The 12,366-nt window shown below is 50.5% G+C and carries 14 protein-coding genes; all 14 read left to right on the top strand.

What is annotated here, in order from left to right:
• Nucleotides 1–14: 14 nt before the first annotated feature.
• Nucleotides 15–1,211 (top strand): sensor histidine kinase, encoded by a 1,197-nt coding sequence (locus JET16_RS13985; RefSeq protein WP_199616774.1) that lies wholly within the window; start codon nt 15–17, stop codon nt 1,209–1,211.
• Entirely contained in the window at nt 1,204–1,935 is a 732-nt protein-coding gene (locus JET16_RS13980) for a response regulator transcription factor (protein WP_325176694.1), read from the top strand. The genes JET16_RS13985 and JET16_RS13980 overlap by 8 nt, the downstream gene beginning before the upstream one ends.
• A gap of 187 nt (nt 1,936–2,122) precedes the next feature.
• The gene (locus JET16_RS13975) at nt 2,123–2,524 is read left to right on the top strand and encodes a hypothetical protein (RefSeq protein WP_199616772.1); all 402 of its coding nucleotides are present in this window, start codon (nt 2,123–2,125) and stop codon (nt 2,522–2,524) included.
• Between the two features lie 151 nt (nt 2,525–2,675).
• Nucleotides 2,676–4,454, top strand: a complete 1,779-nt coding sequence (locus JET16_RS13970; RefSeq protein WP_199616770.1) for a helicase-related protein — start codon at nt 2,676–2,678, stop codon at nt 4,452–4,454.
• Between the two features lie 104 nt (nt 4,455–4,558).
• Nucleotides 4,559–5,257, top strand: coding sequence for a ComF family protein (locus tag JET16_RS13965; protein ID WP_199616768.1), 699 nt, complete (start codon nt 4,559–4,561; stop codon nt 5,255–5,257).
• A 747-nt stretch (nt 5,258–6,004) separates the two neighbouring features.
• Nucleotides 6,005–6,451: a hypothetical protein gene (locus JET16_RS13960; protein ID WP_199616766.1), complete on the top strand. Its 447-nt coding sequence runs from the start codon at nt 6,005–6,007 to the stop codon at nt 6,449–6,451.
• A 97-nt stretch (nt 6,452–6,548) separates the two neighbouring features.
• Nucleotides 6,549–6,818, top strand: a complete 270-nt coding sequence (flgM, locus tag JET16_RS13955) for a flagellar biosynthesis anti-sigma factor FlgM (protein ID WP_199616764.1) — start codon at nt 6,549–6,551, stop codon at nt 6,816–6,818.
• A 30-nt stretch (nt 6,819–6,848) separates the two neighbouring features.
• Complete coding sequence (locus tag JET16_RS13950) at nt 6,849–7,349, top strand: flagellar protein FlgN (RefSeq protein WP_199616762.1); 501 nt, start codon at nt 6,849–6,851, stop codon at nt 7,347–7,349.
• Between the two features lie 33 nt (nt 7,350–7,382).
• Nucleotides 7,383–8,957 (top strand): flagellar hook-associated protein FlgK, encoded by a 1,575-nt coding sequence (gene flgK, locus JET16_RS13945; RefSeq protein ID WP_199616760.1) that lies wholly within the window; start codon nt 7,383–7,385, stop codon nt 8,955–8,957.
• Nucleotides 8,958–8,993: 36 nt separating this feature from the next.
• The gene (gene flgL / locus JET16_RS13940; protein ID WP_233531554.1) at nt 8,994–9,890 is read left to right on the top strand and encodes a flagellar hook-associated protein FlgL; all 897 of its coding nucleotides are present in this window, start codon (nt 8,994–8,996) and stop codon (nt 9,888–9,890) included.
• A 12-nt stretch (nt 9,891–9,902) separates the two neighbouring features.
• Nucleotides 9,903–10,469 carry a DUF6470 family protein gene (locus JET16_RS13935; protein WP_233531553.1) on the top strand — a complete coding sequence of 189 codons (567 nt, stop codon included), beginning with the start codon at nt 9,903–9,905 and terminating at the stop codon, nt 10,467–10,469.
• 173 nt (nt 10,470–10,642) lie between these two features.
• Nucleotides 10,643–11,080 carry a flagellar assembly protein FliW gene (gene fliW, locus JET16_RS13930; RefSeq protein WP_199616758.1) on the top strand — a complete coding sequence of 146 codons (438 nt, stop codon included), beginning with the start codon at nt 10,643–10,645 and terminating at the stop codon, nt 11,078–11,080.
• A 14-nt stretch (nt 11,081–11,094) separates the two neighbouring features.
• On the top strand, nt 11,095–11,340 hold the full coding sequence (gene csrA / locus JET16_RS13925; RefSeq protein WP_199616757.1) for a carbon storage regulator CsrA: 246 nt from the start codon (nt 11,095–11,097) through the stop codon (nt 11,338–11,340).
• 190 nt (nt 11,341–11,530) lie between these two features.
• Nucleotides 11,531–12,343, top strand: a complete 813-nt coding sequence (locus JET16_RS13920; protein ID WP_199616756.1) for a flagellin N-terminal helical domain-containing protein — start codon at nt 11,531–11,533, stop codon at nt 12,341–12,343.
• The last annotated feature ends 23 nt before the right edge of the window (nt 12,344–12,366 follow it).

Raw genomic sequence — 12,366 nt, 5'->3', positions numbered from 1 at the left:
AGGCATTTTTCATCATGAGAGAAGGTTCGGCCTTAGATATTCAAGTAGATTCCATTGAACGGGTGCTGAAAAACGCGACGGAAGTGATGGAGAGCAGCAAATATCAAATATTTGAAATTTGCGAAGCGGCCCGGAACGAGCATGAGGCGTTGAAAAAAGAGCTGCAGCAGATTTTTGAAGAGCTGGATGCGACCATTAACAACGTCGATCGGCTTGAATCGGAATACCGCCGCTCCCGCGCGCGATTGGTCGAGGTCAGCCGAGATTTCCAACATTTCGGCGAGAAGGATATTCGCGAAGCTTATGAGAGCGCCACACAGCTTCAATCGGAGCTTTCCGTCAACCGGGAGAAGGAAACGAATTTGAAGTTGCGGCGCGACGAGGTCCAAAAGCGCATCCGAAACATCGAACGGACGATCGAACGCGCTGAAGTGTTGTACTCTCAGATGAATGTTGTCCTTGAATATTTGTCGGGCGATTTGAATCAAGTGACGCGAATTCTTGAATCGGCCAAAAACCGGCAGCTGCTCGGGTTGAAAATTATTTTGGCACAGGAAGAAGAACGCAGAAGAATCGCCCGGGAAATTCACGACGGCCCCGCACAATCGATGGCGAACCTCATACTGCGGACGGAAATTGCGGAGCGGATGCTTGCCAAGGGCGAATTGGATGTTGTAAAAGGCGAGCTTGGCGAGTTGAAGGGGCAAGTGCGGACGGAGCTTGAAGAGGTGCGGAAAATCATCTTTAATCTTCGTCCGATGGCGCTTGACGATCTTGGACTGACTCCGACCATCCGCAAATTGACCAAAGATTTTGAAGAGAAGAACAGAATACGAACGAAGCTCGATGTGAAAGGGAAAGAACGGCGTCTAAATTCCGGATTGGAAGTCGCGTTGTTCCGCTTGGTGCAAGAGTCGCTGTCCAACATCGTAAAGCATGCGGAAGCTTCATATGTGCACGTGGAGTTGACATATGGAGCGGAAACGGTGAGTGTGGTTGTGCAAGATAACGGCGTCGGATTCGATAAGGCAAAGATGGCGCTGAAGTTAAGAGAAGAAGGAAACGACCATTTCGGGCTCGTCGGGATGAAAGAACGGGTCGAGCTGCTGGAAGGAAATATCGAGATCGAATCGAATGTTAATGCTGGCACAAAAATCACAATTGAAGTTCCGTACGGCGAACTCCAGAGGGAGGATGGTAACCATGCTTGAACGTACAGGCAGCATGTCCGAAGTAAGAATTATTCTCGCCGATGACCACTCGCTGTTTCGCGAAGGGTTGAAGAGGATATTGAATATGGAACCGGGAATGCGGGTAGTGGCGGAATGCGGCGACGGTCAGCAAGTAATGGATAAATGCCGGGAGCTTGCTCCGGATGTCGTATTGCTTGATATCAACATGCCGGTTGCGAACGGCGTCCAGGTAACGGAACAGCTGTACCAATCGATGCCGGATTTGAAAATTATCATACTTTCCATTCATGACGATGAAAGCTATGTATTTGAGACGCTGCGCAAAGGCGCTTCCGGGTACCTCTTGAAAGACACGGAGACGGAAACGTTGATCGAAGCGATCCGCACCGTTGTGCTGGGACACGCGTACATTCACCCGCGAGTCACGGGCAAGCTGATTTCTCAAATCCGCCGTATGACCGATGCGGACGCCGAAACGGAAACGGCTGTAACGGGCGAGATTTTCGCGCAAGGGCTCGGCGTGAGGTTCGTTCATACGGATGACAATCCGTTGACGAAGCGCGAAGCGGAAGTGCTGCGCTTGATGGCCGAGGGCAAGAGCAACCGGGCCATCGGAGATCATCTCTTTATAAGCGAGAAGACAGTGAAGAACCATGTAAGCAGCATCCTGCAGAAGATGCACGTCGACGACCGCACGCAAGCGGTAATCATTTCCATTAAGAACGGTTGGGTTACGTTGTAAGAAAAACTTCTTCGAAGTACCTTCAAGGAAGCCAGACCGCGATTAGATGAAGTTTTTCTTGAAACATAAGAATACACCTTTTCACTCGTGAAAAGGTGTATTCTTATGTTATAAACCACCGCTGCGGCCCGTCTGTCACCTCCTTTCCTTCGACGGCATATGTTGAAGACATAAGGAGGGAACAGCGATGGTGGAAGAACTGCTTGCCATTGCCGCCGCTTACGGATTGGGGATCTGCCTCATGCATTTGCTGCATGGCCGGTTTGCGCGTGAGGCGGTCCATATCGTGTTCCTGACGAATCACGCCGGTTCGACCATCGAGTGGCATCTTCGTTCGATCGCATTGACGAGCTGGATACAAGCACGCAATACGTCCGTGACGGTGCTTGACGAAGGATCGACCGACGATACGGTCCGGATCGCTGCGCGGCTCGTGCAGAATCCCCGGCTACACTGGAACGTTGTATCGGTTTCGTCGGCGGAAGAGGCGGAGAGATGGCTGAAAGAGGCTCAAGGCGTCGATCAGGTAATTCGCCTTCGCGGGTTTTCGGGTGAAGACGAAACGGCGGAAGCGGCGTCACTGCCTTGAATGCGGGAAGCGTTGTCAAGTTTGCTGTTAGTTTGAGGGTTGTCAGTTCGGCTGCACGGCGTTATAATGGGACATAGTGAAGCACACTTTTTTGAGGGAATCCTCGGGGAAGTGTGTTTTTTGTTGTTTGGATCGGGGGGCTGGGGTCAGGATGAGAGGTTGCGGTTACGGTGTTTATTTTGAAGAATGCTGGCGATGGCATGTTTCCGTGTCGATCGAGGCGGATATGGAGTGGTGGTGGAGGCACGGGGTAAGGCGGATATGGATAAGGAATCGTGTGAAAATGTCGCTCGGACAAGCTTTCGAGTGGAGAGAGAAGTATATGGAGAATCAGAGGTTGGCGCCGAACGAGGATGAGGGGGAGTGGTTATCTTGCGGGACAGGCGAATTATTGCGGCGGTGGGATCAGCGCAAGTACTTGCGGCTCGTTGAGGCATTGAAGGGCAGGTGTTTGCTGCGGGAGGAGATGGAGCCGTTTATTTTATCGCGAGGTTTGGAGATGGAAGAGAAGGAATGGCTCTATTACGTTCAATGGGGCGCTCTGGAAGGAGATGTAAAGCTGCTGCAAGGTGTGGAGCGGGTTGTTGGGCGGAGGCTGTTTGCGGGGGCGTTTAACTTAGGCGGCGGCGGATACGGGCGCGGAAGGAAGACGCCGTATCGATGCATCCGGTGCGGCAGCGGGGAGGAACGGTTGCATCGCACGTTATGTCCGCACTGCGGTACGGAGTGCCCGTATTGCGAAGCGTGTTTGACGATGGGCCGGGTAAGGTTTTGCGGGTTATTGGTGCAAGGGGTAGTACGAGGCTGCACGGATGGGGGGCGGGTTCCTCGAAGCTATTCAGGCGGCGCCGATGTAAAGGCGAAATGGGGGTTAAGCGCCGCGCAAGCGGAAGCCGCGCGGGAGGCTTTGAAATTCTTGCAGGGAGGGGAGAAGTTCGGTGCCGGAGGCAACTCGTTCTTGCTGTGGGCGGTTACGGGAGCGGGAAAGACGGAGATGATGTTTCCGTTGATCGATGATGCGCTTGGCCGGGGAGGAAACGTATTGATCGCCACTCCAAGGAAGGACGTGGTGCTCGAGCTTGAGCCGAGGTTAAAGGCGGCGTTCCCGGAGGAGCGTATCGTGACGCTGTACGGGGGAAGCCGCGATCGGTGGGAGAGCGGGAGTGTTATTCTGGCGACGACTCATCAGCTGTTTCGTTTCCGCGAGGCGTTCAATCTTGTAGTCGTGGATGAGATTGACGCTTTCCCATTCCATGGGGATGAACAGCTGTTGTATGCTGCGAGGGCGGTTTGCAGGCCCGGGGGAAAGTTCGTGCTCTTGTCCGCCACACCGCCGAAAGCGTTGCGAGATCTGGCGCGGCGCGGAAAGCTTGCGCATGCGAAGGTATGCGTCCGGTTTCACCGGCATCCGCTCCCAGTACCCCGGCGTATCCGCATTCCCGCTTTACGCCGTTTTGCGGGGAACGGGCTGCCGGACGCGCTGCGGAATGCGCTTCACCGGAGTTTAACGCGCGGAGCTCAAGTATTCGTATTCGTGCCGCACATCGGCTCCATTCCGCCGCTGGTGCGGACGCTTCGTTTCGCATTTCCGGATGTGACCGTTGAGGGCACATCGTCCCGGGATGAAGAGCGATCCGGCAAGGTGGAGAGGTTCCGGGGGAAAGAAATTCGTGTCATTATAACGACTACCATTTTGGAACGGGGGGTAACGGTTCCGAAAACCGACGTGTTTATCTTGGATGCGGATACGCCTTTATTTGACGACGCGTCGTTAATCCAGATGGCGGGGCGAGCCGGCCGGAAGCTGGAAGACCCGCAAGGGAACGTATACTTCTGTGCGCCGGAATGGACGAGGCCGCAGCGGGATGCGGTCCGGCAAATTTGCGCCATGAATTCGCTGGCGCGGAAGAAGGGGTATCTTGTTTCGTGATTGCGATCGGACAGAGTCGGATTAGCGGATGGTTGCGGCAGGCGGAGCGATGGCTGTCTCCTTCGAGTCCGCAATGTTTGTGGTGCGGGGGGAGTCAAGAGCGTATGAGCTTTTCAGGTACAGGTGCGGCTTTCGGAGGAATTGACAGATTACTGTGCGCGGAATGCTGCGGGGCTGTTCCATGGATCGCGGAAATCATGTGCCCGGTGTGCGGGAGGTACGAGGAATGTCCCGACTGCAAGCGGCGGCAAGAAGGAGAAAGAATCGTCAACCGAAGTGCCGTGCGGTACGACGCGTTGATGAAAGAGTGGCTTGCTCGTTATAAATACCGTGGAGATGAGCGGCTGGAACCGTTATTTTCGCATATGATCGGCTATGCGTTCGGGCTGTTGGCTGACGAGCTGGCGCGAACCGGGACCGGCGAGCGGCCAACGGTGGTCAGTTACGTTCCGTTAAGCGAACGGAGACTCGGGGAACGCGGCTTTAACCAAGCGGAAAGAATGGCGGTGCGGTTAAGCAGGGAAAAGAGGCTGCCGCTCGTTTCATTATTGGAGAGGACCCGGCATACGGAGAAACAAAGCTACAAGAGCCGAAGAGAGCGTCTGGAAAGTCTCGACCGCGCATTTGCGGTGCATTCCGGCGGGTTGCGCCGCATGCGGGATATGTCCGCGGGGGGAAGCGTCAATATTGTTATTGTCGATGACGTTTATACTACCGGCAGCACACTTAACCGGTGCGCGAACGAAATCAAGTCGGCGTTAGGTGGCGGGGTTGTCGTCTATGGGTTAACGTGGGCGCGTTAGGCGGCTGCAATCAACCGATGTACAAACCTTCCATGGTACTCTATAATGTCAGAAAGAGTAAGTTTCAAGCATAAATAACCTTTCTGACATTGCAAGAAAAACTTCCGCTAAACGCGGTCTTGCTTCTTTAGAATTGGCCTCGAAAGAGGTTTTCTTATAATGTCAGAAAGAGTAAGTTTCGGACTTTATACGGCCTGTCTCACATAGCAAGCAAACTTCCTCTAATCTCGGTTCGGCTTCTTTTCTTAATACATAATGAATTTCTTCAGCGAGGGATTACGGTATGAGCCTTAATATTGCGAATTGTCCGAAATGCGGAAAGCTCTACGCGAGAAATGCGAAAAATATGTGCCCGGATTGCTTTAAACAAATAGAGGATCAATATCGGAAATGTTTGTTGTTTTTACGAGAGAATCGCAAGTGCACTCTTTCCGAATTAAGCGATGGAACAGGTGTCGGCACGAATACGATCACCAATTTTATACGCGAAGGACGTATCTCAATTGCCGAGTATCAGAATATGTCCTACAAGTGCGAAGTGTGCGGCGCCTCCATTCGCGAGGGGCATATTTGCGAATCCTGCAGACAGAGATTGTCCAAGGACGTACAAAATTTAAGAGAAGATGAGCGCAGAAGGATAGACCGGCAACAAGGAGACGGGTTCTTGAAGGATCGTTAATGTCAAGACTGGGACGGGCGAAATGTTAGAGTTATAATCATTCTATAATGCGCTGGAGGGGAAATGTTATGTCCGAAGCTCAGTTTCAGCAAGAAGTTTTGCAAGCGCTGCGTGAACTGATGCTAGAAGTCGGAGGTTTGTCAAAGCGGGTGGACAAGCTGACCGAACGAGTGGATACATTAACTGTGCGAGTGGATACGTTGACCGAACGTGTTGATACACTGACTGTGCGAGTGGATACGTTGACCGAACGTGTTGATACACTGACTGTGCGCGTGGATACGCTCACCGAACGTGTTGATACACTGACTGTGCGCGTAGATACGTTGACCGAACGTGTTGATACATTGACTGTGCGCGTGGATACGCTCACTGAACGTGTGGACACATTGACCGACGATGTTAGGCGAATCGATGGAAAGGTAGATCGTGTACAGAAAGATTTGGACGGCATGAAAATTCGCATCTACGAAGTCGAGGAAGAACAGAGGCATCTGAGAAGACGGATGGCATAGTTCTAATTTCATATTAATGATTTGCGTAGAGGAACCGATATATTAATTATAGAATATCGGTTTTCTTTTTTTTATGTCGACAAGGCGGTGGTCTCTGATGAAAATTAACGAATCCGGGCGGCTTTCTTCATTGAACGCATATCGCAATAATGTTAATGCGAAGGACGCGAAAGCGTCGGGCAAGAGTTTGAAAGCGAAAGACGACGTTCATATATCCGCGGAAGCGAAAGAGCTGCTGGAAGCCCAGCGGACCGGCGATACGGAGCGAGCGCAGCGCTTGGAACAATTGAAATCGTCGGTGCAGGCGGGCACTTACCATGTGGATGCGCACCGCATCGCGGAGAAGCTGCTTCCGTATTTGAAATAATTCAGTATGAAAATATAAGGGTGAATAACATTGCCTGTACAACAACTGATCGGCATTCTCGGCCGGCTGGCCGAGGCGCATGAAGCTTTGCTGGATTTGGCGGAACAGAAGAAAGCCGCACTTATACACAACGAAGTTGATAAAGTATCGGCAACTGTAAATAAAGAGACGAAGATAATGCGGAGCGTAGACGATTTGTTGAAAGAACAGGCGGATTCGACGAATGCGTTCTTCCGGTCGCGGGGCTTGCAGCCTGCACGGGCAATTTCGGTAACCGAATTGTCACGGCTCGTATTCGAACCGGATGCGAAGGAAGCGCTGTTATCGGCTCGCGATCGGTTGACGTCAAACATTGAAAGATTGGCAGCCGCCAACCAGCTTAACCAACAGCTTATCCAACAGTCGCTCGCTTTTGTAAATTATTCGATAGATTTAGTTCTTGGTCCGGATGAAGAACCGGTTTACCGGAATCCTGCAAGCAATAACAGCAGCCCGACGAAACGGGCGGGCTATTTCGATTCGAAAGCTTAATAACGGGTTGTACGGAGAAAGGGGTTATTATTAGTGAGATCCACTTTCGGCGGATTGGAAATATCCAAGCGATCGTTGTTTGCGCACCAAACGGCGCTTTCAACCACCGGCCATAACATTGCGAATGCAAACACCCGGGGATACTCCAGGCAAACGGTTAATTTCGTCGCGGCACGGCCGATCGAAGCTCCCGGATTCATGCGCAGCAATACCCCGGGCCAACTCGGACAAAGCGTTGAGTTCGATTCGATACGGCGCGTACGTGAAACATTTTTGGACGATCAATTTATGAGCGAAAACAAATATCTCGGTGAATGGTCCGTACGTCGGGACACTATGGAGAAATTGGAAGCCATTATTAATGAACCGACCGACAGCGGCATTAGGCAGACCATCGAGAGCTTTTGGAACTCATGGCAAGATTTGAGTAAGGAACCGGACAATCTAACCGCGCGGGCCGTAGTCAAGGAACGCGCTCTTGCGATGGTGGATGCGTTCAACCATACGGGGAAACAATTGAAAGATTACGCTGGCGATATTACCGGCAATATTAACGCGAAAGTAACCCAAATTAATACTTTCGCGAACCAAATAGCGAGTTTAAACAGAGAGATTTATCGCGTCGAAGGGTTGGCCAACGACGCCAATGACTTGCGCGACCAACGGGATCTCATTATGGATGATCTGTCCAAAATCGTGAACGTTTCTCTTGAACGAACTGAAGCAGGCTATAACGTGCGGATGGGTGCGATTCAGCTTGTTAACGGTACCACGGCAGGAGGGCCGTTTACGGCGGAAATGCTCGAAGCGGCGGTCGACTCCGGCGATCTTTCCTCCGGTGAAGTTTACGGGATGTTTCTTTCCCGAGATCAGATTATTCCGAACTATCAACTCCAGTTGGACAGCATGATCCGGGCGATGGTGGAAGGCAAGACGACAATTACATTGCCGAAAGGAACCGTCCTTCCTGAAGGAACAGTTATCGACGGGACAACATACAGCGGTGCGAATCGAACTTTAACGTCCGATTTGAAGGTAGTCATCAATGGAGTGAACGGACTTCACCGGTTGGGGTACACTCTAAATCCCGGCGTTGTGCCCGGAGGAGACTTCTTTGTAGTGAAAGATGGATATGATTCTTTGTCAGCCGAGAGTGTGGCGGTCAATCCCGAAATCGTGGCAAACGTGCGGAACATTGCGTCGTCTATGCGTACTTATATCGATAGTTCGGGCACGGAGCAGGTAGTAAAGGGTAACGGCGATATGGCGCTTCTGATCGCCGGTATTCGCAACCTGCGCGTCAACTTTGATCCGGATGAGACGGGTCTGCCGATTCTTACCGACGGTTCGTTCGACGAATTTTTCCGCGCGGTAGTCGGGCAGCTTGGCGTGCAAGGTCAAGAAGCGGCCCGTCAAGCGGATAATCAAACGATTCTTGTGGAACAAGTCGACAACCGCCGGCAAAGTGTAAGCGGCGTATCGCTCGATGAAGAAATGGCGAATATGATTAAGTTCCAACATGCTTATAATGCTGCCGCACGGGCTATGACAGCCGTGGATGAAATGTTGGATAAGGTAATCAACGGTATGGGTGTTGTGGGCAGATAATTTTGTTTCGCGAGTAAGTTCAGGAGGTGATCTTTCTTGCCTAGTCGTGTGACGCAAAATATGATGAACTCTCAGTTGTTGCGCAACTTGAACAATAACATGCGGAGAATGGACGACTTGCAAAATCAACTCGCCAGCGGACGCCGAATTAACAAACCTTCGGACGATCCTGTCGGTATTAGCTATTCGATGCGTTATCGCAGCGAATTGTCGGCTAACGATCAATTCGAGAAGAATGTGGACTCTGCAAACTCTTGGCTCGATTATACGGATACGATGCTAAACCAGGCTGGTGAGGTGTTTCAACGCGCCAGGGAGCTGGCGGTTCAGGGCGCTAACGGTACGAACCCTCAAACTGCGCTTAACGCAATAAAGAGCGAGGTCGAGCAGCTGTACCAACAGATGGTCAAAATAGGAAATAGCGAATATAACGGCAAGTATGTGTTTAACGGGCAATTAACGGACGTCGCGCCCTATACGGAAGCAGCAGCTATGAGCCAGTCCAGCGATAACGTCGACATTCGGTTTGAAATAAGTCCGGGGGTGACGATGCCGGTAAGCGTGACAGGCAATCAGGTGTTCGGCACACCGTCCGAGACGGATAATACATTCCGGGTGCTGCAAGACCTTATCACGGCGCTTGGATCCGGGAATCAAGCCGGCGTTAACAATGCAATAGGGAAATTGGATACACGTCTTGATAAATTTCTCGAAGTCCGTGCGGAAATCGGCGCACGTTCAAACCGGCTTCAACTGGCTGAGCAGCGTTTAAAGGATATCGGCATCAACCTGCAAACCCTCAAGTCCAAAACGGAAGATGCCGATATGGCCGAGGTTATTACGAATTTGAAGATGAGTGAAAACATTTACCAATCCTCTTTATCTGCCGGCTCACGTCTTATTCGGCCGAGTTTGATTGATTTCTTGCGTTGATGTGCAGGTCATATGCGGATACCAATTATACAAATTAATCAGCAGTTTGCGAAAATCGGGATTGATGCCGATCTCGGCAAGTACGAGATGCGTCAACCGCGGGCGGATATGCAAATTCGGCAAACGGCCGCGAAGCTCGATATTCGTGCCGGGCAAGGCCGATTGGAGATCGACCAAAGCAAGGCTTGGGACGCTTTAGGATTGGGCGGCATTTTGGAAGCTATGAGCAGAATTCGGTCGGAAGCGCACCGGGTAGCTTTAGAAGGGATCGCTCGCATCGCGGAAGAGGGCGACCGCTTGGCTTCAATTCATCTTCGGACGGATATGATTGCGGAAATCGCTCAGGAAGGGGCGTTTCGTTCCCGCGATTTTAATTATATGGGTCCGGCTTCTTATGATAATGTTGACTTGCACTATACCGTAAGCAAACCGGATATCCGAATTAGCGAAGGGGGCGCCGATATTCAAGTGCAAGTTCGGCCGCCCGAGATTTCCTATGCACGCGGGAAGCTCGACATCTACATGCGGCAGCGCAACCAAGTGGAAATAATCCCGCCTGCAATTGACCTTACATTGTAAAACGGCTAACCTTGCTGTAGGAGCAAACGGACCTACAGCTTTTTTAATAACTATAGAATATATAATACGAGCAAACAGCAATTCTAAAGTTTTAAGAAAAACTTGCTTTAATCGCGGGCTTGCTTCCTTGAGTGTACTCCGAACAAGTTTTTCTAATAAGAAAGGGGTAGTTTATGAAAATTCACACCTCCCGTTTCGGCGCCATCGAGATCGATGAGACGGGAATTTATACGTTTCCCGCAGGGGTACCCGGTTTTGAGTATTGTAAACAATATGTTTTGCTGCAACCTTCGCAGGACATGCCCTTTTGTTACTTGCAATCGGTAGAAAACGGCGATTTAGCTTTTTTGGTCACAGACCCGTTCCTTTATTATCATAACTATGAATTTCAGCTAAGCGAGAGCCAACAAATTGAATTGAAGATCACACAAACGGAGGAAATAGCGATATGGTCCGTCGTTACCGTTCCGGCTTCTCTTCAAGATGCAACCCTTAACTTAAAAGCCCCGATCATTCTTAACGTTAGAGAGAAACAAGGAAAACAGGTCATACTTCATGAAACAGATTACGGGACGAAACATCCGTTGCTGCCCCCCGTACGTTCCGTTTAACAGGAGGATACAATATGTTGGTGTTAACTCGGAAAAAGGGTGAATCGATCACGATCGGGGATCATATTGAGGTGGTTGTTCTTGGGATCGAGGGGGATACCGTAAAAATAGGAATTCAAGCGCCGAAAGAAGTGGAGATCTTCCGTAAAGAAGTATATCTCTCCATTAAAGAGTCGAACCAAGAGGCGTCGAAAACAGAAATTGGAATTGATGAATTAAGGGTTTTAGCGATTAATTCAAAGAAAATTAAAGAAAAATAATGATAAATCACAAATGATTAATAATTTTTCTTGTTTTTCGCGAAAAACATCCGAATTTCGCGAGATAATTCATTAATAAAAACGAGAATTTTGTCGATATAAATAATGTGAGACTTAATGGGGCGGCCGACCCATCGAGTCAAAGCTTACCACATGGAAGTGGGATACATATTCAAGGAGGAATTGGCACATGAGAATTAACCACAATATTTCCGCACTTAACACGCACCGCTCGCTAACGGCTAATAACTTTGGAGTATCCAAGTCGTTGGAGAAATTGTCTTCCGGTCTTCGTATCAACCGTGCAGGTGATGACGCGGCAGGCTTGGCAATCTCCGAGAAGATGCGCGGCCAAATCCGCGGTTTGGACATGGCTTCTAAGAATGCGCAAGACGGTATCTCCTTGATTCAAACAGCCGAAGGCGCTTTGAATGAAACGCATTCCATTCTCCAGCGGATGCGCGAACTTGCGGTTCAATCGGCGAACGACACAAACACGGATGCGGACCGTGCGGAGCTTCAGAAGGAAGTTGTGGCTCTGCGTTCCGAGATCAACCGGATTGCTACAACGACGGAATTCAACACTCAAAAGCTGATCAACGGCACGTTCACCGGCAAAGATATGCATATTGGTGCAAATCAAGGCCAAGTGTTGACATTAACGATCGGTACAATGACAGCGTCCGCCCTTGGTATCAACACTACGACGATTTCCACACAAGCTGGCGCCAATGCAGCTCTCACAGCGTTGGATAAAGCAATTTCCAAAGTGTCCGGGCAGCGTTCCAGCCTTGGTGCCATTCAAAACCGCCTTGAGCACACCATCAACAATCTTGGAACAGCATCCGAGAACTTGGCCGCAGCTGAGTCCCGTATTCGCGACGTAGACATGGCCAAGGAAATGATGGAGTTCACGAAGAACAACATCTTGACTCAAGCTGCTCAAGCAATGCTTGCACAAGCAAATCAAGCACCGCAAGGCGTTCTTCAGTTGTTGCGATAAGCGAAACGTTCTCGGTTTGAATG

The organism is Paenibacillus alkalitolerans (genome assembly GCF_016482785.1).
In the GTDB taxonomy this organism is placed as follows: domain Bacteria; phylum Bacillota; class Bacilli; order Paenibacillales; family YIM-B00363; genus Paenibacillus_AE; species Paenibacillus_AE alkalitolerans.
Note: the sequence above shows the minus strand (reverse complement) of the source record. Positions and strands in the feature narration are given on the sequence as shown.